Annotated in this window: 15 protein-coding genes; 8 read left to right on the forward strand and 7 right to left on the reverse strand. The window is 72.1% G+C overall.

Features of this window, described 5'->3' with window-relative positions:
- Positions 1-88 precede the first annotated feature (88 nt).
- The 4 genes from ACFQ87_RS01345 to ACFQ87_RS01360 all read left to right on the forward strand — a co-directional run bounded on the left by ACFQ87_RS01345 (position 89) and on the right by ACFQ87_RS01360 (position 7,630).
- Positions 89-439, forward strand: a complete 351-nt coding sequence (locus tag ACFQ87_RS01345) for an Lsr2 family protein (protein ID WP_380608459.1) — start codon at positions 89-91, stop codon at positions 437-439.
- A gap of 652 nt (positions 440-1,091) precedes the next feature.
- Positions 1,092-3,611 (forward strand): ATP-dependent Clp protease ATP-binding subunit, encoded by a 2,520-nt coding sequence (locus ACFQ87_RS01350; protein ID WP_270146220.1) that lies wholly within the window; start codon positions 1,092-1,094, stop codon positions 3,609-3,611.
- A 368-nt stretch (positions 3,612-3,979) separates the two neighbouring features.
- A complete protein-coding gene (locus tag ACFQ87_RS01355) occupies positions 3,980-6,307 on the forward strand; it encodes an immune inhibitor A domain-containing protein (protein WP_380608460.1) in 2,328 nt (775 codons plus the stop codon).
- A 429-nt stretch (positions 6,308-6,736) separates the two neighbouring features.
- Positions 6,737-7,630, forward strand: a complete 894-nt coding sequence (locus ACFQ87_RS01360) for a M23 family metallopeptidase (RefSeq protein ID WP_380608461.1) — start codon at positions 6,737-6,739, stop codon at positions 7,628-7,630.
- 7 nt (positions 7,631-7,637) lie between these two features.
- Here the strand turns inward: ACFQ87_RS01360 and ACFQ87_RS01365 are convergent, their stop codons facing one another.
- Positions 7,638-8,279, reverse strand: coding sequence for a TetR/AcrR family transcriptional regulator (locus ACFQ87_RS01365; protein ID WP_380608462.1), 642 nt, complete (start codon positions 8,277-8,279; stop codon positions 7,638-7,640).
- Positions 8,280-8,501: 222 nt separating this feature from the next.
- On the opposite strand from ACFQ87_RS01365, the gene ACFQ87_RS01370 reads away from it, so the two are divergent.
- Positions 8,502-10,097: an MDR family MFS transporter gene (locus tag ACFQ87_RS01370; RefSeq protein WP_380608463.1), complete on the forward strand. Its 1,596-nt coding sequence runs from the start codon at positions 8,502-8,504 to the stop codon at positions 10,095-10,097.
- Positions 10,098-10,183: 86 nt separating this feature from the next.
- Here ACFQ87_RS01370 and ACFQ87_RS01375 read toward each other — a convergent pair whose 3' ends face one another.
- A complete protein-coding gene (locus ACFQ87_RS01375) occupies positions 10,184-11,104 on the reverse strand; it encodes an A/G-specific adenine glycosylase (protein ID WP_380608464.1) in 921 nt (306 codons plus the stop codon).
- A gap of 191 nt (positions 11,105-11,295) precedes the next feature.
- Between ACFQ87_RS01375 and ACFQ87_RS01380 the strand changes: the two genes are divergently transcribed.
- The gene (locus ACFQ87_RS01380) at positions 11,296-12,183 is read left to right on the forward strand and encodes a hypothetical protein (protein WP_380608465.1); all 888 of its coding nucleotides are present in this window, start codon (positions 11,296-11,298) and stop codon (positions 12,181-12,183) included.
- A gap of 137 nt (positions 12,184-12,320) precedes the next feature.
- On the opposite strand, the gene disA is transcribed toward ACFQ87_RS01380, so the two are convergent.
- Both disA and radA read right to left on the reverse strand, forming a co-directional pair.
- The gene (disA, locus tag ACFQ87_RS01385) at positions 12,321-13,379 is read right to left on the reverse strand and encodes a DNA integrity scanning diadenylate cyclase DisA (RefSeq protein WP_270151163.1); all 1,059 of its coding nucleotides are present in this window, start codon (positions 13,377-13,379) and stop codon (positions 12,321-12,323) included.
- 202 nt (positions 13,380-13,581) lie between these two features.
- Positions 13,582-15,093 carry a DNA repair protein RadA gene (radA, locus tag ACFQ87_RS01390; protein WP_380608466.1) on the reverse strand — a complete coding sequence of 504 codons (1,512 nt, stop codon included), beginning with the start codon at positions 15,091-15,093 and terminating at the stop codon, positions 13,582-13,584.
- Between the two features lie 141 nt (positions 15,094-15,234).
- Between radA and ACFQ87_RS01395 the strand changes: the two genes are divergently transcribed.
- Positions 15,235-17,175, forward strand: a complete 1,941-nt coding sequence (locus ACFQ87_RS01395; protein WP_380608467.1) for a sigma-70 family RNA polymerase sigma factor — start codon at positions 15,235-15,237, stop codon at positions 17,173-17,175.
- A 12-nt stretch (positions 17,176-17,187) separates the two neighbouring features.
- Here the strand turns inward: ACFQ87_RS01395 and ACFQ87_RS01400 are convergent, their stop codons facing one another.
- Together ACFQ87_RS01400 and ACFQ87_RS01405 are read right to left on the reverse strand one after the other, a co-directional pair.
- Positions 17,188-18,522 (reverse strand): DUF1254 domain-containing protein, encoded by a 1,335-nt coding sequence (locus ACFQ87_RS01400; protein WP_380608468.1) that lies wholly within the window; start codon positions 18,520-18,522, stop codon positions 17,188-17,190.
- A gap of 68 nt (positions 18,523-18,590) precedes the next feature.
- Positions 18,591-19,946 carry a DUF1254 domain-containing protein gene (locus ACFQ87_RS01405; protein WP_380608470.1) on the reverse strand — a complete coding sequence of 452 codons (1,356 nt, stop codon included), beginning with the start codon at positions 19,944-19,946 and terminating at the stop codon, positions 18,591-18,593.
- Between the two features lie 215 nt (positions 19,947-20,161).
- On the opposite strand from ACFQ87_RS01405, the gene ACFQ87_RS01410 reads away from it, so the two are divergent.
- Positions 20,162-21,202 carry an NAD-dependent epimerase/dehydratase family protein gene (locus ACFQ87_RS01410; RefSeq protein WP_380608472.1) on the forward strand — a complete coding sequence of 347 codons (1,041 nt, stop codon included), beginning with the start codon at positions 20,162-20,164 and terminating at the stop codon, positions 21,200-21,202.
- Positions 21,203-21,250: 48 nt separating this feature from the next.
- On the opposite strand, the gene ACFQ87_RS01415 is transcribed toward ACFQ87_RS01410, so the two are convergent.
- Complete coding sequence (locus tag ACFQ87_RS01415) at positions 21,251-22,300, reverse strand: family 2 encapsulin nanocompartment cargo protein polyprenyl transferase (protein WP_380608473.1); 1,050 nt, start codon at positions 22,298-22,300, stop codon at positions 21,251-21,253.
- Between the last annotated feature and the right edge of the window lie 9 nt (positions 22,301-22,309).

Consider the following 22,309-nt stretch of genomic DNA (forward strand, 5'->3'; position numbering starts at 1 on the left):
GCTCCGTGCCGGTCAAGGGTTTGTGTTTTTCGGAGAAAGGCGCTTTCCTTTCCTTAGGCAATGGGTCGTTTAGCGGAAAGGGAAGCCCGTGGCACAGAGGGTGCAGGTCATTCTTGAAGACGATCTCGAGGGCGGTTCGGCGGACGAGACGGTGACGTTCGCGCTGGACGGCGTTGCCTACGAGATCGACCTGAAGAGCGCCAACGCGGACAAGCTGCGCGGTCTGCTGGCGCCCTACGTGGAGAAGGGCCGCAAGCAGAGCGGCCGCCTCGCCGGCGCCCGGCGTCCGGGCCGCGGCACCGCGGCGCGTCCGTCCGGCAGCGCTCCCGACACCGCGAAGATCCGCGCGTGGGCCAAGGAGCAGGGCATGGAGGTCAACGACCGCGGCCGGGTGCCGAGCACGGTCCGCGAGGCCTACGACAAGGCCAACGCGGCCTGACCCCGGCGCCGCAGGCCCACCGGAGCGGGTGCGGGGCCCCGGCGGCCGCGCACGGCGCCGACGACACACGCGCGGGGCGCGGAGGAGGCTCCTCCGCGCCCCGCGGCGCACGTCCGCACGGCCGCCGAGCCGCCGGCGCCGGGGTTGTCCGGTGCCTCGGGCTCGGGCGGCGGAACAATCACAAGCTGTGCAACGCTGTAGGAGCGAAGCGGTAACGCGGACACCACCGGGGCGGCGTACCGGACCTCCCGACCGCCGTTGAACCACCGTCACCGCGGCCGGACTTCTCGCCAGGCGAACACCGCCACCGCGGAAACTGCGCGAGAACCGCCCCGATACCGGGTATGAATGCAGGTGGCCGGGTTCTTCGACCCGTCCAGGGGCAGTAAGTGCGACCGGCCGTAGATGGTCCGGCTCCGCCCCGGCGGCTCTTGTTCGCCGATGGCGTAGCGGTTTCCGGTGCATCCGGCCCACCTGTGGGAACACCGATTCCCAGCATCAGGTTGGGATTGGTGTCGGCTGGTCGCGCTGCATCTCGCTCCTCTACCGGGGAGTGAATCCGTGGGCCGCGCCGCTGAGCGGGACTAGCATGCGGAAGGACAGGGCGGGGACGGACCCCGAACTGCCCGACCGCTCTGAGGAGCGATAAACGATGTTCGAGAGGTTCACCGACCGCGCGCGGCGGGTTGTCGTCCTGGCTCAGGAAGAAGCCCGGATGCTCAACCACAACTACATCGGCACCGAGCACATCCTCCTGGGTCTGATCCACGAGGGCGAGGGCGTCGCCGCCAAGGCCCTGGAGAGCCTCGGGATTTCTCTTGAGGCCGTACGCCAGCAGGTCGAGGAGATCATCGGCCAGGGCCAGCAGGCCCCGTCCGGTCACATTCCCTTCACCCCCCGGGCGAAGAAGGTCCTGGAGCTGTCGCTCCGGGAGGCCCTGCAGCTCGGCCACAACTACATCGGCACCGAGCACATCCTGCTCGGCCTGATCCGCGAGGGCGAGGGCGTCGCCGCCCAGGTCCTGGTGAAGCTGGGCGCCGACCTGAACCGGGTGCGCCAGCAGGTCATCCAGCTGCTGTCCGGTTACCAGACCAGCGGCGGCAAGGAGTCGGCCACGGCCGGCGGGCCCGCCGAGGGCACCCCGTCGACCTCGCTGGTCCTGGACCAGTTCGGCCGCAACCTCACCCAGGCCGCCCGCGAGGCCAAGCTCGACCCGGTCATCGGGCGCGAGAAGGAGATCGAGCGGGTCATGCAGGTGCTGTCCCGCCGCACCAAGAACAACCCGGTCCTGATCGGTGAGCCCGGCGTCGGCAAGACCGCCGTGGTCGAGGGCCTGGCGCAGGCGATCGTCAAGGGCGAGGTCCCGGAGACGCTCAAGGACAAGCAGCTCTACACGCTGGACCTGGGCGCCCTGGTGGCCGGCTCGCGCTACCGCGGTGACTTCGAGGAGCGCCTGAAGAAGGTGCTCAAGGAGATCCGCACCCGCGGCGACATCATCCTGTTCATCGACGAGCTGCACACCCTGGTCGGCGCGGGCGCCGCCGAGGGCGCCATCGACGCCGCCAGCATCCTCAAGCCGATGCTGGCCCGTGGCGAGCTGCAGACCATCGGTGCCACCACCCTGGACGAGTACCGCAAGCACCTGGAGAAGGACGCCGCGCTGGAGCGCCGCTTCCAGCCGATCCAGGTCGCGGAGCCCTCGCTGCCGCACACCATCGAGATCCTCAAGGGTCTGCGCGACCGCTACGAGGCCCACCACCGGGTCTCCATCACGGACGCCGCCCTGGTCGCCGCCGCCACCCTGGCCGACCGGTACATCTCGGACCGCTTCCTGCCGGACAAGGCGATCGACCTGATCGACGAGGCCGGCTCCCGGATGCGCATCCGCCGGATGACCGCGCCGCCGGACCTGCGCGAGTTCGACGAGAAGATCGCCGACGTGCGCCGCGAGAAGGAGAGCGCGATCGACGCGCAGGACTTCGAGAAGGCCGCGTCCCTGCGCGACGACGAGAAGCAGCTCCTGCAGGCCAAGGCCAAGCGCGAGAAGGAGTGGAAGGCCGGCGACATGGACGTCGTCGCGGAGGTCAACGAGGAGCTCATCGCCGAGGTCCTGGCCACCGCCACCGGCATCCCGGTCTTCAAGCTGACCGAGGAGGAGACGTCCCGCCTGCTGCGCATGGAGGACGAGCTGCACAAGCGCGTCATCGGCCAGAAGGACGCCATCAAGGCGCTCTCCCAGGCCATCCGGCGCACCCGTGCGGGCCTCAAGGACCCGAAGCGCCCCGGCGGTTCGTTCATCTTCGCCGGCCCGTCCGGCGTCGGTAAGACCGAACTGTCCAAGACGCTCGCCGAGTTCCTCTTCGGCGACGAGGACGCGCTGATCGCGCTCGACATGTCCGAGTTCTCCGAGAAGCACACCGTCTCCCGGCTGTTCGGCTCCCCGCCCGGATACGTGGGCTACGAGGAGGGCGGCCAGCTGACCGAGAAGGTCCGCCGCAAGCCGTTCTCGGTGGTCCTCTTCGACGAGGTCGAGAAGGCCCACCCGGACATCTTCAACTCGCTGCTGCAGATCCTGGAGGACGGTCGACTGACCGACTCCCAGGGCCGCGTGGTCGACTTCAAGAACACCGTCATCATCATGACGACCAACCTCGGCACCCGGGACATCTCCAAGGGCTTCAACCTGGGCTTCGCGGCCACGGGTGACACCCAGACCGGGTACGAGCGGATGAAGGCGAAGGTCGGCGAGGAGCTCAAGCAGCACTTCCGCCCCGAGTTCCTGAACCGCGTCGACGACATCGTGGTGTTCCACCAGCTGTCCGAGGACGACATCATCCAGATCGTCGACCTGATGATCGCCAAGGTGGACGAGCGGCTCAAGGACAAGGACATGGGCCTGGAGCTCAGCGTCGAGGCCAAGAAGCTGCTGGCCAAGCGCGGCTACGACCCGATCCTGGGTGCCCGTCCGCTGCGCCGCACCATCCAGCGCGAGATCGAGGACCACCTCTCCGAGAAGATCCTCTTCGGCGAGCTGCGGGCCGGCCACATCGTCGTCGTCGACGTCGAGGGCGAGGGCAAGGACGCCAAGTTCACCTTCCGCGGCGAGGAGAAGTCGGCCGTCGCGGACACCCCGGCCGCGGTTGCCTCGTCCGGTCCGGACCTGACGAAGTAGGGCAACATTTAACAGACAACTTCACAGCACCGAGCCCCCGGCGTTCGCGCCGGGGGCTCGGTGCGTTCGGGGGCGGAGGACCCCGTCGCCGCCGCAGGCCGGGACGGCTGGCCCTCGGCCGGTTGGTGCGGGTGCGTCCCATTTCTCAGCAAGGTTTAACCGGCGCGCGGTTGACACTTCGTCGGCCGACGGGAAGCCGGCGAGCATAGCGCCGTGCCCATGTCAGGGTCAAGATCTATCTTTTCTGCCCCCACTTCGGTCAAATGACGTCCACCTGTCTTTCATATTGGTTTACCGAGCCTTGGCCAAGAGTCGGCTCGGCCGGGGAGGACGTCACAACGTTGAAGACCACCAGGAGAACCGCTGCGGTGACCACTGCCGCAGCGGTCATAGTCACGCTCGGCGCGGGCCTGTTCCCGGGCACCGCCGTCGCCGCCGGCTCGGCGCCGGTGCCGAAGGATCCCGCTGACGCCGTCCAGTCCGTCAACACCGAGCACAACATCCCGGGCCCGCTGACCGCGAAGGTGGAGGCCGAGCAGAAGGCCGCCACCGAGCAGCTGCTCGACGGCACCGCCCAGGTCGAGCAGCACAACGGCAGCACCAGCGTGAAGCTCGGCAAGGACAAGTACGTCGAGCTCGCCCGCGAGCGCACCGACAAGATCTTCACCATCCTGGTCGACTTCGGCGATCAGGTGGACAACACCACCAAGACGCCCGACGGCAAGATCAAGTACGGCGGCGAGCCCGGCCCGAAGCACAACGAGATCGCGCAGCCGGACCGCGCCACCAACAACTCGACCGCCTGGCAGGCCGACTACAACCAGCAGCACTACCAGGACCTGTACTTCAGCAAGGACAAGCCCTCGCTGAAGACCTTCTACGAGAAGCAGTCCTCGGGCCGCTACTCGGTCGACGGCGTGGTCTCGGACTGGGTCCGGGTGCCGTGGAACGAGGCCCGGTACGGCTCGGACTACTGCGGCTCCAACGTCTGCTCCAGCGCCCAGGACCTGATCCGCGACGCCGTCGACATCTGGTACAAGGACCAGTTGGCGAAGGGTCAGACCAAGGAGCAGATCAAGGCGACGCTGGCCTCCTACGACCAGTGGGACCGCTACGGCTCGCACCACGACGGGAACTTCAACCAGCCCGACGGGTACATCGACCACTTCCAGATCGTGCACGCCGGTGAGGACAAGTCGGCCGGTGGCGGCAAGCAGGGCAGCAAGGCCCTGTGGGCGCACCGTTCGTACGTCTACGGCAACCTGACCGGCCAGGCCGGCCCCGACGGCAACAAGCTCGGCGGCGTCCAGGTCGGTGACTCCGGCTTCTGGATCGGCGACTACACGATGCAGCCGGAGAACGGCGGCCTCGGCGTCTTCGCCCACGAGTACGGCCACGACCTCGGTCTGCCGGACCTCTACGACACCGCGGGCAAGGGCATCGACAACTCGGTCGGCTTCTGGTCGCTGATGTCCTCCGGCTCCTGGCTCGGCGAGGGCAAGGACAGCATCGGCGACATGCCGGACGACCTGGACGCCTGGAGCAAGTACAAGCTCGGCTGGCTGAAGGCGGACCACGCCAAGGCCGGCACCGAGTCGACCCACCACATCGGCCCGGTCGAGTACAACAGCAAGCTCCCGCAGGCGCTGATCGTCGACCTGCCGAAGAAGAGCATCACCACCGACATCAACAAGCCGTTCGGCGGCAAGAACGAGTGGTGGAGCGGCAGCGCCGACAACCTCAACGTCACGCTGACCCGGGACATCGACCTGACCGGCAAGACCAAGGCCAGCATCAACGCCAAGGCCTGGTACGAGCTGGAGCAGGACTTCGACTACGCCTTCGGCGAGGTCTCCACCGACGGCGGCAAGACCTGGACCGTGGTGGACGGCACCTGGAACGGCGCCGCGCTGCCCAGGGAGAACGGCCGCCCGGCCCTCAGCGGTCTGACCGCCGCCTGGGGCGACCTGTCCTTCCCGCTGGACGCCTACGCCGGCAAGCAGATCAAGTTCCGCTACCACAACACCACCGACGGCGGCCTGCACTACCGCGGTCTGACGCTGGACGACATCTCGGTGACCGCCGACGGCGCCACCGTCTTCAGCGACGACGTGGAGAACGGCAACAAGGGCTGGACCGCCGACGGCTTCACCGTCTTCGGCGGCTCGTACACCAAGGACTACGCGCAGTACTACATCGCGGAGAACCGGCAGTACGTGTCGTTCGACCAGACCCTGAAGACCGGCCCGTACAACTTCGGCTTCGGCGCCGACAAGCCGAGCTGGGTCGAGCACTACGCGTACCAGCCCGGTCTGCTGATCTGGTACTGGGACGAGTCGCAGACCGACAACAACGTCAGCGCCCACCCGGGCCAGGGTCTGATCCTCCCGGTCGACTCGCACCCGGCCCCGCTGAAGTGGAGCGACGGCACCCTGATGCGTCCGCGCATGCAGGGCTTCGACTCCACCTTCGGCTCGCGTCGCGTCCCGGCTCTGACACTGCACAAGAACGGCGTCGAGACGGTCACCCCGAAGTCCAAGGGCGTCGACGAGTTCAACGACCTGAAGTCCTGGTGGTCGAAGGACAACCCGTACAGCGGTGTTGACGTCCCGAAGACCGGCACCAGCATCGAGGTCGAGAACGAGTCCGCGAACTACCTGGAGACCTGGATCCGGGTCCGCCCGGTCGACAACTGATCGTCCTGACGGTCAGGCCGTGATCACACGGCGCTGAGGTCTCCACGTCCGGCCCGTCCCCACAAGCGCGCGGGGGCGGGCCGGATTTCCTTTGCGCCGCCCTTCCGGCACTTCTGGCGCCGGTTCAAACCCGGGGCCGGGTGGCACTGGTCACAGCGCTCGAGTCCGGTACGACCGGGCCTAGTAGCCGGGCGGCACGGTCCGTCCGGGCGGATCCGGGGTGGATCGGGCCGGTCGTGGACGACCCGATCTCGTGATCGTTACTCCGCCGGCTTGAATCTCCGGCGCCGCGATGACTACACGCCGTAGTACTTCACCGCGTTTGGGACTCCGCTCGGTGACGGTTAAAGCTGAGTGGCCCCCCGCTCAGCACACGCCCGACCGGGCGCCTCGTGCTGCCACCCGCACGATCGTGAGGTACGTCAGGCGATGTCCACCGTCCCGCCCGTGGGGCCGGCCCTGCGCCGACTCGTCGCCCGTACGGCCGCCCGGCAGTCCCGGATCGGCCGTGCCGTCCGCACCCATGCCGCGCCGCCGCTTCACGCGCTCGCCACGCCCCGGCACGCCACCCTGCCCGGCAGCCGGCAGCGGGCCGAGCGCGACCACGCGGTGCTCTCCGCCGGGGCGACCGCGGTCCTGCTGGCGGGCTCGGTGCTGCTGGCCGCACCGGGCAGCGCCTCGGCGCAGACCGTGCAACCGACCACGCCGGGCAGCTCCGCCTTCACGGCTCCGCAGGCGGCGGTGCCCGACCCCGGCCTGGTCCAGGTGGCCGGCCCCAGCCCGTACAAGCTGCCCGACGACGGCGTCTCGGCGCAGGCGTTCGTGGCGGTGGCGCCCAATCTGCTGCCGGCCGCGGCCCCGGCCCCCGCTCCCGCCCCGGAGCCGGCGCCGGAGCCCGCACCGGTCCCCGCGCCCGACTGGTCGGCTCCGGCGCCGGACGCGCCGATCAGCAATCCGTACGGGGTGGCCGACTCCGAGTACGCCGCCGGGTACCACACCGGGGTGGACTTCGCCGTCGACCCGGGCACCCCGGTGCTGGCGGTCGGCGACGCGACCGTGGTCTCGGCCACCCGGGACGGCGCTTACGGCAAGGAGGTCGTGCTGCGGCTCACCGACGGGCACTTCGCGCAGTACGCCCACCTGTCCGCGCTCTCGGTGTCGGCGGGCGACCACGTGCCGGCGGGCGAGCGGGTCGGGCTGTCCGGGAACACCGGGAACTCGACCGGGCCGCACCTGCACTTCGAGATCCGCACCAGCAACCGCTACGGCGCGGTGGTCGACCCGGTCGCCTATCTCTCCGAGCGCGGCGTCACGGCGTTCTGACCCGGGGTCAGCCGCCGGTCCGGGCGGGGCGGCTGATCCGGGAGCCGATCTCCAGCGCGACCGTGCGGGCGGCCTCCAGCGCCTCGTCCAGGTCGGCCACCGGCACCTTCTCGCCCCACACGTTCTCGGCGTGGGCGCAGTCCTTGCTGTCCTTGCTGTCCTGCTGGAGCAGGAACATCGACGAGTGGATGGTGAACAGCGTCATCGCGGCGCGCAGCCGGTCCTGGAAGTTCGCCTCCGGCCCGTGCACCAGCTGCATCATGGTGATGATCCGCTCCCGGAAGGCCAGCCCGGCCGGGGACTCCCGCAGCGCGGGCTGGTTCTCGTGGAAGAAGCGCAGCAGCGGGGCCCGCTCGGCCATCCCGTCCGCGAAGCGGCGGATCAGCTCGTCGCGCGTCTCCGGGCTCCAGGTCTGCTTCCGGCCCCACTCGATGGTCTCGTCGATCGGCGCGGCCATCCGCTCGACGATGCCCAGGACGATGTCGTCCTTGGTCTTGAAGTGGTAGTAGAGCGCGGCCTTGGTGACGCCCAGGCGGTCGGCGATCTCGCGCAGTGAGGTCTGCTCGTAGCCCTGCTCGGAGAAGAGTTCCAATGACACCTCGATGATGCGAGCCCGGGTGTCGCTGCGGGGGCTGTGCGGAGTGCCCATGGCCTGCCTCATGACTGCGTCGGTGACTGCTGCGGACCCCAGGGTGGCGTCCGCCCCGGGCCCATTCTCCCTGCCCAGATGGCCGCTCGGAAAACTGGCTTGACGACCGGCTAGGAAGCAACTTACCGTACCGACGATCGATAAACTAGCCGGGCGACAAGTAAGTGACCCGCCGCGCGGCGCGACGAGCGTCCGAAACACCCCTCCGGGAGACCCCACCCCATGTCACAGTCCAAGACCGCCGGCCCGGTACCGGAGGACAAGACGGCCGAGGAGGAGCAGCCGCGGTCACCCCGCGAGATCCGCCTCGTGATGGTCGGCTTGGTCGTCACGATGCTGCTGGCCATGCTCGACAACCTGATCGTCGGCACCGCGATGCCGACCATCGTCGGTGACCTCGGCGGCGCCGAGCACCTGTCCTGGGTGGTCACCGCCTACACCCTGGCCACCGCCGCCTCCACCCCGATCTGGGGCAAGCTCGGCGACCTCTACGGCCGCAAGGGCACCTTCCTCACCTCGATCGTGATCTTCCTGGTGGGCTCGGCGCTGTCCGGCCTGTCGCAGAACATGAACGAGCTGATCGGCTTCCGCGCCCTGCAGGGCCTCGGCGCCGGCGGTCTGATGGTCGGCGTCATGTCGATCATGGGCGCGCTCGTCCCGCCGCGCGACCGCGGCAAGTACCAGGGCATGTTCGCCGCGGTGATGGCCCTGGCCACCATCGGCGGCCCGCTGGCCGGCGGCTTCATCACCGACCACCTGAGCTGGCACTGGACCTTCTACATCAACCTGCCGCTCGGCGTGATAGCCCTCGCCGTCGTCGTCGTCACCCTGAAGCTGCCGAAGGTCCGCAACAACGCCCGGATCGACTACCTCGGCGCGATCCTGCTCACCGCCGGCATCACCTCGCTCGTGCTGATCACCACCTGGGGCGGCCAGCAGTACGCCTGGGGCTCCAAGGAGATCCTCGGCCTCGCCGCGCTCTCCGCCGCCTCGCTGATCGCCTTCTGCTACGTCGAGCAGCGGGTCGACGAGCCGATGCTGCCGCTGAGCCTGTTCAAGAACCTGAACTTCACCCTGGTCTCGATCATCGGCTTCATCGTCGGCTTCGTGATGTTCGGCTCGACCGTCTTCCTGCCGCTCTACCAGCAGATCGTCCAGGGCGCCTCGGCGACCAACTCCGGCCTGCTGCTGATGCCGATGATGTTCGGCATGCTGGTCGTCTCGCTGGTGGTCGGTCAGGCCGTCACCAGGACCGGCAAGTACCGGATCTTCCCGATCATCGGCACCATCGTGATGACCGGCGGCCTGATCCTGCTCTCCACCATGGGCACCGAGACCAGCAGCTTCACCTCGGCCTGCTGGATGATCGTGCTCGGCGCCGGCATGGGCTTCCTGATGCAGATCACCATGCTGGTCGCGCAGAACAGCGTCGAGCTCAAGGACATGGGCGTGGCCAGCTCCACCGCCACCCTGTTCCGCACCATCGGCGGTTCCTTCGGTGTCGCGCTGTTCGGCGCGCTGTTCAACAACCGGGTGACCGACACCATGAAGGAGCGGCTCGGCGAGCACGCCTCGGCGGGCGGCGGCGTGAAGGACCCCGGCCAGATGAGCCCGGCCGCGCTGCGCAAGCTGCCCGAGGCCGTCCAGGACGCCTACCACCACGCGGTGTCCAACGGCCTGCACACCGTCTTCCTGTGGGGCACCGGGGTGGCCGTGATCGCCATCGCCGCCGCGGTGTTCCTGCGCGAGGTGCCGCTGCGCGGTGCCGGCAAGGGCGAGAAGCCGACCGAGTCCTCGCTGGAGGCGGCGGCCGTCTGACGGTCCCGCTCCGTACGGCGCCCCCGGGAGGTTCTCCTTCCGGGGGCGCCGTTCTGTTGCCTGCCGTTGTCCCCTACCGCCGTCCCCTACTGCGGGAGCCGGTAGACGCCCTGTTCGACCGGCTCGACCAGGCCGTCCGCGACCAGGCCGTCCAGGGCCCGGGCCCGCTGCACGGCGTCCGGCCAGACGACGTCCAGGCGGGCCTGCGGGACCGAGCCGTGCGCCTCGCGCAGCACCGCGAGCAGCTTGCCGCGCACCTGGCGGTCCGTCCCCTCGTAGGACTGGCCGCGCCGGGCCGGGCCCTCGTACGCGGGGCGGCCGGCCCGCTGCCAGGCGCAGCCGGTGAACAGCGGGCAGTCCCCGCACTCCGGACCGCGGGCGGTGCAGACCAGCGCGCCCAGCTCCATCACGCCGACCGCCCAGGTGGCGGCGGTCTCGGCGTCGTCGGGCAGCAGGGCGGTCGCGGTACGGCGCTCGGCGGCGGTGGTGGCCTGGGCCGGGTACTCGACGCCGGTCACCGCACGGGCGAAGACCCGGCGGACGTTGGTGTCCAGCACCACGTGCCGCTGGCGGAAGGCGAAGGAGGCGACCGCGGCGGCGGTGTACTCCCCCACCCCGGGCAGCGAGAGCAGGGTGGCGTGGTCGTCCGGGACCTCGCCACCGTGCTGCTCGGTGATCGCCACGGCGGCCGCGTGCAGCCGCAGGGCGCGGCGAGGGTAGCCCAGCCGGCCCCACATCCGGACCGCCTCGCCGGACGCCTCGGCGGCGAGGTCGGCCGGGGTGGGCCAGCGGGTCATCCAGGCCTGCCAGGCGGGCAGCACCCGCTTCACCGGGGTCTGCTGGAGCATGAACTCGCTCACCATGACCGCCCAGGGCGTCGCGTCGGGGGTCCGCCAGGGCAGGTCGCGCCTGCTGGCCTCGTACCAGTCGAGGACGGTCGAGTGCAGCAGCGGCAGGGGCATCGGCAGCCGGGGGGCGGGGACGGCGGCGGTGGTGTTGGCAGTCATGGCCCTTCGATCCTCCCATGCCGCGGAACGCGACCGAAGTGGAGGATTCAGCTCCGGATGGGCCGGAAATCGCCGGGGAAGCCGATCCGAGGGCTCCCTCGAACGGCTCAAACGGCGGATCATGTGAAGGAAGGGGCGACTGTGCGGTGTTGGTGGGGCACTAGCCACACACAGTCTCGTAGAGTTTGATCGTGCCATCTCTGCGTCAACCCGTGGGACCGCTGCCGGCCTCGATCTACTGGCGTCGGCGCATCGTCGTGCTCGCCGCCGTCGCGGCGGTCGTCGCCCTGATCGCCTGGCTGATGACCGATCAGGGCGGGGGCGGTGACGACGGCTCACCGAACAAGGCCGCACAGGCCGTACCGCCCCAGTCCCAGAGCCAGTCCCCCGCGCAGGCGATCACGCCCGGCGCATCCCCGAGCGGCCCCGCGGCACGCCCGGGCGGCGGCACCGGGGGAACCGGCGGCCCGGCCAGCGGCGGCGGCAGCGAGGTCGGCCTCAGCGGCGGCTCCGGCGGCGGTGCCAACCCGCCGCCGGCGGGCGGCTCCGGCGCCGCGGGTGGCTCCGGCGGTTCCGGCGGCTCCGGCGGCTCCGGAAACGGCGGGGCGTCCAGCGGGTCCGGCGGGTCGGGCGGCGGGGCTCCGGCGGTGAACACGCCCGAGGTGATGGCACTCCCGATCTGCACCTCTTCGCAGGTGGCCCTGGAACTGAGCCCAAGCCAGAACCCGTACCAGCCCAAGGACAAGCCGAAGCTGGCCCTGACGGTCAAGAACTCCGGCGCCAACTGCCGGGTGGACCTGGGCCGCACCACCTCCGTCATCACGGTCAGCGGCAACAACAACGACCGGGTCTGGTCCTCCGGGGACTGCCCGCCCGACAAGGGCAGCATCTGGGTGCAGATCCCGGCGAACAGCAACCAGACCGAGACCTTCACCTGGGACCGCAGCCGCAGCAAGCCGCAGTGCGCGACCGCCGACCAGACGGCGCCGGCGAACGGGACCTACGTGGTGCTCGCGGAGCTCACCGGGCTCTCGGGGGACAAGGTGTCGGCGCGGACGTCGATCCGGCTGGACGGCTGAGGATCAGTCAACCCGCTTCGGAGCCCCGGCCGCAGACGCGACCGGGGCTCCGGCGTTCCCGGGCCCCGGAAACGCGGAACGGCCCCAGGGGAAGCGCCGCGTTTCTCCGGGGGCCGTTCGCCGATTGCGCGCCGGGGTCAGACGTAGCGCTCCAGGATGGACGATTCGGCAAGGCGGGACAGGCCCTCACGGACCGAGCGGGCGCGGGTCTCGCCGACGCCCTCGACCGTCTGCAGGTCGTCGATGCTGGCGGCGAGCAGCTTCTGCAGGCCGCCGAAGTGCTCGACCAGGCGCTCTATCACCGTGTTGGGCAGGCGCGGGATCTTCGCCAGCAGGCGGTAGCCGCGCGGGGAGACGGCGGCGTCCAGGGACTCCGGCGAGCCGGAGTAGCCGAGCGCCTTGGCGACCGTCTGCAGGTCCAGCAACTCGGCGTGGGTGAGCGCCTCCAGGTCGGCCAGCACCTCGGTGACCGTACGGCCCTTCTTGGCGGCCCGCTCCGGGAAGTAGTCCCGGGCGACCAGTTCGCGCTCCGGCTCCACGCCCGCGATCAGCTCGTCCAGCTGGAGCGAGAGCAGTCGGCCGTCGATGCCGAGCTCCAGCACGTAGCCGGCGATCTCGGTGGCGATCAGCCGGACCATCTCCAGTCGCTGGGCCACGGCCGTGACGTCCCGGACCGTCACCAGGTCCTCGATCTCCAGCGCGGAGAGCGTGCCGGCCACCTCGTCCAGGCGTAGCTTGTAGCGCTCCAGGGTGGCCAGCGCCTGGTTGGCGCGGGACAGGACGGTGGTCGAGTCCTCCAGCACCCGGCGGGTGCCGTTGACGTACATGGCGATCAGCCGCATCGAGTGCGAGACCGCGACCACCGGGTAGCCGGTCTGCCGGTTGACCCGCTCGGCGGTGCGGTGGCGGGTGCCGGTCTCGTCGGTGGGGATGGTCGAGTCCGGCATCAGGTGCACGCCGGCCCGGACGATCTTGGTGATGTCCTTGTCCAGCACCACAGCGCCGTCGAGCTTGCACAGCTCGCGCAGCCGGGTGGCGCTGAACTCGACGTCCAGGACGAAGCCGCCGGTGCACAGTGACTCGACGGTCTTGTCGAAACCCAGCACGATCAGGCCACCGGTGTTGGCCCGCAGGACCCGTTCCAGGCCGTCACGAAGCGCGGTACCGGGCGCGATGGCGGTGAGGGAGGCCCGCAGCAGGGCCTCCTCACGGGAGGCCTTGTCCGCCCCCCGGTCGCTGGCTGCCACGTGACTCCTCCGGTCGACCCCGTGCCGCGCGCCTCGCGCCGTGCGCCGGTCCGCGGTCTGTTGCTCTGTCGCTCAGTACCGCTTCGGTACTGCCTTCTGGCCAATGAGACTGGGGAAAGTCTAACTGCGTGCGGCTTCGGCAGGGCTTGGGTCAGCGCAGTTCGTCGGAGTCGAGCGGCTCCCAGCCGTCCATCAGCTCCTCCGGGTAGGCCGGGACCTTCGCCGCGCGGGGCGCCGGCGGGGTCGACGGGGCTTCACCACGCCCCTCGCCGCGCGGCTTGGCGGCGGCCCGGCGGCGGCCCGGGATGGCCCGCAGCGCCTCGCCGATGTCGGCCACCTCGACCACCTTCATGCCCGGCGGCACCTTGCCCGGGTCAGGCGGGACCAGGGCGTGGGTGAAGCCCAGCCGGTGCGCCTCGGCGAGCCGCCGCTGCACACCCGTCACCCGCCGTACCTCGCCCGCCAGGCCGACCTCGCCGATCGCCACCAGGTTGCTGGGCAGCGGGGTGTCCGTGGAGGAGCTGGCCACCGCGAGCGCGACCGCGAGGTCCGCGGACGGCTCGGTCAGCTTCACCCCGCCGACCGTCGCGGTGTAGATGTCCTGCTTGCCGAGCTTCACCCCGCCGTGCCGCTCGACCACGGCCAGGATCATCGCGATCCGGGGCGACTCCAGGCCCGAGGTCGTCCGGCGCGGGGACGGGATCTGCGAATCCACCATCAGCGCCTGCACCTCGGCCACCAGCGGGCGCTTGCCCTCCAGGGTGACGGTGAGGCAGGTGCCGGGGACGGGCTTGTCACGCCTGGTCAGGAAGAGGCCGGAGGGGTCGGCCAGGCCGACGATGCCCTCGTCGTGCAGCTCGAAGCAGCCCACCTCGTCGGTGGCGCCGTAGCGGTTCTTGACCCCGCGGATCAGTCGCAGCCGGGCGTGCCGGTCGCCCTCGAAGCTCAGCACCACGTCCACCAGGTGCTCCAGCAGGCGCGGGCCGGCGATCTGGCCGTCCTTGGTGACGTGGCCGACCAGCAGGGTCGCCATGCCGCGCTCCTTGGACGCCCGGATCAGCGCGCTCGCCACCTCACGGACCTGGGCCGGGCCGCCGGGGGCGCCGTCCAGCTCGGCCGAGGCGATGGTCTGCACCGAGTCCAGGATCAGCAGGCCGGGGTTGACCGCCTCGATGTGCCCGAGCACCGCGCCGAGGTCGGACTCGGCGGCGAGGTAGAGGTGCTCGGAGAGGGCGTTGATCCGGTCCGCCCGCAGCCGCACCTGGCCGGCCGACTCCTCGCCGGTGACGTAGAGCGTGCGGTGCTGGGCGGTGGCCGCCTTGGCCGCGACGTCCAGCAGCAGGGTGGACTTGCCGACGCCGGGCTCGCCGGCCAGCAGGACCACCGCGCCGGGGACCAGGCCGCCGCCGAGCACCCGGTCCAGCTCCGGCACACCCGTCGACCGGGCCGTCGCGACCTGACCGTCCACCTGGGCGATCGGGCGGGCGGGCGCGCTGACCGGGCCCGCCGCCGTGGTGCGGATCGGCACCGCGCCGTACTCCTCGACCGTGCCCCAGGCGTTGCACTCCGGACAGCGGCCGACCCACTTGGGCAGCTGGTTGCCGCACTCGGTGCAGCGGTAGGCCGGGCGCGGCTTGGCGGTGGTCTTGGAACGCGGAGGCATGCGGCCCACCGTAGCGCCTGGGTACGACAGCGCCGGTCCTCGCTGCGGGACCCACACAGATGGGCGATGCCGTTACCCGAAAGAAGTACATACCCGCCGAATGGCGGGGCCGGGCGGTCCGGTGTCCCTACCGTCGGACGGGTGACAACGCGAACTGTTGGGGCCGGACCCGGGTCGCAGGCTGCCGCCGCCGTCCTCACGGCGTACGACCGGCAGACGGACGGCCTGTTCACCTACTGCCTCTCGGTGCTGTGCGAGCACGACGCGGCCGCCGACGCCCTGCGCGAGGTCGGCGAACTGGCCCGGCGGCACGGCGGCCGGCTGGCCGAACCCGGGCTGGTCCGGGCCTGGCTGTTCTCGCTCGCCCGCTACTGCTGCCTGCGGCGGCTCGCCGACGGGGCCGCCCGGGAGCCCGGGGCGGAGCCCGGCGAGGCCGAGGCCGCCCGGCGGCGCCGCGAGCTGGCCTCGCTCGCCTGGCCGGAGGCGGCCGGAACGAACCCGGAGCAGCGCGAGGCGCTGGAGCTGTCCGTCCGCCACCGGCTCACCCCGCTGGAGGTCGCGGCGGTGCTGGGCCTGCCGTTCGACCGGACCCGGGAGCTGCTCACCGCCGCCGAGACCGAGGTCGCCCGGACCAGGGCGGCGCTGCTGGTGCTCGGGGTGGGCAGCTGCCCGGAACTGGACCGGCTCGGCGGGGTCGGGGCGGAGTCCTGGCGGGACTGGGTGCTCGGGCCGGCGCTGCGGCGGGAGCTGGTGCAGCACGTGGTGGACTGCCCGACCTGCCGGGGCACGGCGGAGCGGGTGGCGGCCGGGGAGGCGGCGGAGGGCGCGGCCGGGTTGTCGGGGTTGCCGCTGCTGAGTGCGCCTGTTCCGGGTTCGTCGGTGTCCTCGGTGTCCCCGGTCCCCTCGGTGTCCGCGGCGTCCTCGGCGGACGGGGTGGGGTACCTGCCGTCGGCGGGTGCGGCCGGGGCGGCGGGGCGGCGGGGCCCGGTGGTCGCCGAGCCCGGGCTGCGGTTCGACCACGGCGGCTTCCCCCGGCACCGGGCGCCGGACGCGGGCCGCGGCCTGGCGGTCCGACGGCGGGTGGTGACCACCGGAGTACTGGCGGCCGTGCTGGCGGCGCCGGTGGTAGCGCTCTGGGCCGGGCACCGGGGCGGCGGCGGGTCGGGGTCGGCGGCCTCGGTCTCGGCGGTGCGGGTGGACGAGGCCGGACGGGAGGCCGGGCAACGGCCGCAGCCGTGGTCGGCGGGGGCGGCCGGCGGGGCCGGGGGAGCGGGGATGCCCGGGCTGGAGCTGGCGGGCGCGGGGGTGGGGCCCGGTGGTTCGGCCAGCTCAAATTCGGGTGGTGCAGGTTCGGGTCGTGCAGAAACGTTGCTGCCCGGTTTTCCGGGGCTCAGCTTCCAGGGCCCGCTGGTCCCGGTCCCGGGCCGGGACGCGACCCCCCTCAGCAGCCCGACCCTGGTCGCCGCCCCGGCCCCCTCGGTCGATCAGGCCGCCGCCTCGGGGACGGGACCGGCCGGCCCGGCCCCCGCCGGACTGCTCACCGTCGAGGCCGGCGAGTACGGCAGCCGCACGGTGCTCACCCTCACCAACTCCGGCACCACGGAGATCCGTTGGCACGCCGTGACGGACGCCGCCTGGCTCCGGCTCAGCCGCGACGCGGGGACGCTGGCGCCGGGGCAGCGGATCACCGTGATCGTCACCGTGGACGAGGACCTCGCGCCCACCACCCGCTGGACCGCCCGGATCGGCCTACCGCCCTCCCAGGCGGTGGTCACCCTGGAAGGCGGCCCGCAGAACCGGGGCGGGTCGGCGTCCTCCTCGGCGGAGCCGCCGTCGACACCGGCCGGTACGGCGTCGCCCACGGGCACCGCAACGGCAACGGCCACGGCCACGGCATCTGCGTCGGCATCGGCGTCGCCGAGCCGGACGGGGGCACCCGCACCGTCGGGCTCCAGCTCCCCGACGACGCAGCCCTCGCACTCCGGGCCGCCGACCGGCCCGCCGACGCCCTCGGCGACCCCGACGGGCAGTGCCTCCCCGCACCCGACCGGCACGGCGACGGCTTCGCCGTCAGGGCACTGAAGGGGGCGCGGGTCAGGTGCGGTGGATCGGGGGGACCTGGTAGGTGCCGTCCAGGACGGTCGGTTTGGGCTGGTAGAGGCGGATGATCGGGCGGAACTCGCCGTGGGGGGTGGGGAGCCAGTTGGCGGCGGTCGTGGGGTCCTCGGGTTGGTCGTGCTGGAGGGTGAGGGTGAGGGAACCGTCGTCGCCGTAGACCAGGCCGGGGGTCCTGTCGCCGATGGAGTAGCGGTTGACGGGGTTCTCGACCAGGTAGTAGTCGGGGACGGAGTACATGGTGACGGACCAGAAGGCCTCGGCGGGCGGGGGCTGGTCGAAGTGGAGGGTGTAGCTGTTGGCGCCGGTGAGCGGGCGGCCGTCGGAGTCGTCGTAGGTCGTCGCGTACGAGGCCTCGTAGGCGTGGTTGCCCCAGAGACCGGCGCGGGCGGCGGCGGCCCGGCTGAGGTAGGCGGCGCGGCGGTCGGGGATGCGCCACTCGGGGTCGTGGAGGGTGCCGGGGCCCAGGTGGTCGAGGTTGTAGTCGAAGAGGTGGAGCGCGGAGCGCCATTCACCGGGCGGGTGGTCCTCGGGCGGGCGGGTGGCGTCCTCGACCCGTTCGCGTCCGGCGGCCAGGCCCTTGGCGAGCGCGAGGGTCCAATCGGCGGCGGCCGCGCGGTAGGGCGAGGCGCCGTCGTCCAGCAGGCCGAGCGGGGCGAAGCGGCGCTGGTACTCGATGTCGGGGGTGGCGGGCGGGAAGGCCTGCATCCACACCCGCAGCCGTTCGTAGAAGGCCAGCCGCTCGGGGACGTCCGGGTCGGGCTCGGGCAGTCCGGCGACCAGGCCGCCGGGCTCCAGCGGCTCCAGGACCAACCCGGCCTGCAGGGCCTTGACCCGGGGCAGGTCGCTCGGGCCGGCGCAGGCGAAGCGGCCGACGACGGTGCCGACGGTGGTCGGCAGCTCGATCACCCGGCTCGGGTCGGGCGGGGTGCCGTGCCAGTCGGGCGGGACGATCAGCCAGGTCTGGGCGTCGGTGCCGGTGGCGCGGCGTCCGAGGTAGGCGACGTTGTCCGTCCAGGCGCCGATGAACTGCAGCACGTAGTAGGCGCCGGCGGTGTCCGGGACGTGCAGGACCAACGGGCCTTCGGAGAGGTCGAGTTGGGCGATCGAGTAGATCGTGTCGTTGTTGACCGAGACGAACTGGTCGCCCGGGCGGGCCAGCCGGGTCGCGTGGCTGAAGTGGTTGAACTGCTCCGCCGGGAGGGTGCCCAGCCCGCCCTTGGCGAAGCGCTCGACCATGGTGAGGGCGGCGACGAGCGGGTAGCCGTAGACGTAGGCGTCGGCGGCCAGGGCCTCCAGCTCGGGCTGGTTCATCGGCGGTCCTTCGTACGGTCGGTCGGGGGCGGTCCGGGGAGGTCGGGGCGGTCCGGAGGTCGGGGCGGTCAGTGCGGGTCGAGCGGCGGGAGCTTCCAGCGGCCGTCCAGGACGGACGGGTCGGGGCCGTAGAGCCGGATCACCACGGTGAACGGGCCGTCGGGGGCGGGCAGCCAGTTGGCGGAGTGCTGGGCGTCGGCGGGACGCTTGTGCTGGACGTAGAGGGTGAGTCCGCCGTCCGGGTCACGGACCAGGTCCGGGGTGCGGTCTCCGATCGAGTAGCGGTCCAGGGTGTTGTCGACCAGGTGGCGGCCGGGCAGGGCGTACATCGTGGCGGACCAGAAGAAGCGGGCCGGGGGCAGGTCGTGCGGGCCGAAGTGGATCACGTGGTCGCGGTCGCTGGCGTTGGGCGGGCGGTGGCCCGCGGCGTCGGCGGTCCAGCCGCCGGACCAGGCCTCTTCGGCGGGCAGCCCGTAGAGGCCGAGCCTCGCGCCGAGCGCCTGGTGCAGGAAGTCGGCGCCGATCCGCTCGCGGGTGCCGAACAGGGCGTTCGTGTCGTGGAGTTCGGCGGCGGCACGCTCCAGCCGGGCCCTGCCGTCGGCGATGCCGCGTTCGACCTCGGCGCGGACGTCCAGTGGGAGGGTGGCGGGCTCGAACTCTCCTCGGCCGTCGATGCCGAGGTCGGCGAGGCGGCCGCGCAGGTCGACCTCGGCGGCCGGGAGCGGGACGGCGCCCGGCTGCGGGCCGGTCAGCGGGAAGAAGCCGAGCAGGAAGTCGAGGAAGCAGAGGAACTCGACGGTGTCCATCACCTCGTCGCGCCAGACGGGCCAGACCGGCTCCGGGGTGGGGGCGGGCGCGGGGGCGTCGGCGTAGCGGTGCAGCGGGCACAGTCGGTACTGCTCCTGGACGGCCTTCAGCTCGGCGACGTCGGCAGAGGTGGTCCCGGCGAGGTGGGTGCGGCCGACGATGCCGACCAGCCGGGTCGCGGTGCGGATGACGCCCTTGATGCCGGGCGGGGGCTCACCCTGCCAGTCGGGGCCGGCCACCAGGTAGTCGCCGGCCTGCCGGCCGGTGGTCCGGGCGCCGACGGACCCGGCGTGGACGGTGTCGAGTTCGTGCACCGGGAGGACGTAGTAGCGGTCCTCGGCCGGGACGGAGAGCACCCAGGGTTCGGCGCGCAGGTCGAGCCAGGCCCAGGAGTGCGGGGTGTCGTTGTCGGGGCTGACGACGTCGGTGTCGGCGGGGGTGAAGGGCCGCGCGTGGTGGCGGAAGACGCCGAAGCCGCCGACGTACCTCGGGTCCGCCTCGTCCAGGGCCTGGGCGTACAGGGTGCGGTAGTTCCGCAGGATCGGGTAGCCGCGGATCCAGGCCTCGGTGGCGGTGGCGCGGACGGTGGCCGGGTCCACGAGTGCCGGGTTGACCATGCTGTCGAGCTCCCAGTGCCGTATCCAGTCCCGAATCAGGACATATCGGTACACCTGGGATGCTAAGTGGGGTGGGGTGGGGCGGCATGTCGGCTGCTCCGCCACTCCAGCGGGGCCGACGGGGCCGACGGGTTTTTCGCTCGGCGCTCGGCCCGGCGCTCTGCCCAGCGCGAATCCGGGCGTACGGGCGACGCGGCCGGGAGAGGCTGGCCGTCATGAAGATCCTGCTGCTCGGGGGCTCGTCCTTTCTCGGACGCGCCTATGCCGCCGAGGCCCTCGCCCGCGGCCACCAGGTCACCACCTTCAACCGCGGCCGCAGCGCCGCTGACCTGCCCGGGGTCGAGGCCGTCCGGGGCGACCGCGACAGCGCCGAGGACGTCGCCGGGCTGGTCGAGGGCCGCGGCTGGGACGCCGTCGTCGACACCTCGGCCCGGCAGCCCGCCCAGGCCGCGCTCACGGCGCGACTGCTGCGCGAGCGGGCCGACCACTACACCGTCGTCTCCTCGGTGCACGCCTACGCCGACTGGGCGGCCCGGGTGATCGACGAGGACTCCGCGCTCCTCCCCTGCCCTGCCGACACCCCGCCCGACCAGCCGTTCGGCCGCGAACTGAAGGCCGGCTGCGAGCGCGCGGTGCTGGAGGGCTTCGGCGCCGAGCGCTCGCTGGTCCTCAGCAGCGGCCTGCTGATCGGGCCGCACGAGCTCGGCGGCCGGCTGCCCTGGTGGCTGGAGCGGATGGCGCGCGGCGGGCGGGTGCTCGCCCCGGGCGATCCCGGACGGACCATGCAGGTGATCGACGTCCGGGACTTCGCCGCCTTCGGGCTCGACCGGCTGGAGGCCGGGACGGCGGGCCGCTTCCTCACCACGGCGCCGCCCGGGCAGCTCACCTTCGGGCAGTGGCTGGAGACCTGCCGGGAGGTCGCGGGCGCGGCGGACACCGAGCTGGTCTGGGTCGCGGACGAGCGGCTGCTCGCCGAGGGGCCGGACAAGGTCGAGCCCTGGCTCGAACTCCCCTTCTGGGCACCGGATCTGCCGGAGTGGACGTACATCTGGCAGGTCGACAGCGGACGCGCCCGGGCGGCCGGGCTGCGCTGCCGCCCGTTCGCCGAGACCGCGCGGGACACCTGGGCGTGGCTGCGCGGGCGCGGGCCGGCGGCCGACACCGACGCCGAGGGGCGCAAGTGGGTGCCGGGGACGGCGTTCCGGCAGGGCATCGAACCGGCCAAGGAGCAGCGGCTGTTGGCCGCCTTCGGGTGACGTGACGGAGCGGGAGGTCGGACCGGCCGACTTCCCGCTCCGCACCGGTCAGTGGGTTCGGCGGGTCACCAGCTCGGCGAGCGCCAGCAGTTCGTCGGCCGCGGACGGCTCCGGTACGGCCACGGCCAGCTGCGCCATCGCCGCGGCCATCCGCTCGCAGGACTCGCCCTGCGCCCAGCCGCGCCCGCCGGCCTCGTCGACGGCGGCCGCGCACCGGGCCAACTCCTCGGGGGTCAGGGGGCGTTCGAGCGTGTACAGCTCGGCGAGCCGGGCGCCTTCGGGGGTTCCGGAGCCCAGCGCCCTGACCACCGGCAGCGACTTCTTGCGGGCGACCAGGTCCGCGCCGACCGGCTTGCCGGTGACCGCGGGGTCCCCCCAGATGCCGATCAGGTCGTCGATCAGCTGGAAGGCCAGGCCGATCTCGCGGCCGAAGCCGTCCATCGCCTGCGCGGCCTCCTCGGACCCGCCGCCGTACAGCGCGCCCATCGCGCAGGCGGCACCGAGCAGGGCGCCGGTCTTGGCCTCGGCCATCGCCAGGCACTCGGTGAGCGAGACGTCGTTGCGCTGTTCGAAGGCGCAGTCGATCTGCTGGCCCTCGCAGAGCTCGACCACGCAGTCGGCGAGCCGGCGGATCGAGCCCCGGGCGGCCGGGTGGGCGTCCTCGGCGAGCAGGCGCAGCGCGAGGGAGTGCATGGCGTCGCCGGCCAGGATGGCCTCGGTGGTGCCGAACACCCGCCAGGCGGTGGGCCGGTGGCGGCGGGTGTCGTCACGGTCGATGACGTCGTCGTGGAGCAGGGTGAAGTTGTGGACCAGCTCCACCGCGGCGGCCGCGGCGACGGCCGCGCCGGGGGTGCCGCCGAGGGCCTGGGTGGCGGCGAGGACCAGGGCCGGGCGGATCGCCTTGCCGGAGGAGGCCTCGGCGGGCGTGCCGTCCGCCTCCCACCAGCCGAAGTGGTAGCCGGCGACCTTGCGCATCGTGCCGGGCAGTGAGTCGACGGCGGCCCGCAGGACCGGGTCGACCAGCCCGCGGGCCCGGGCGAGGATGTCCGCCGCCTCGTGGCCCTCTTTGTGGTCCCGCTCCAGCGTGGAGCTCGTCATGGGTTTCTC

Origin of the sequence: Kitasatospora sp. NPDC056531, assembly GCF_042794375.1 — a bacterium.
GTDB lineage: Bacteria > Actinomycetota > Actinomycetes > Streptomycetales > Streptomycetaceae > Kitasatospora.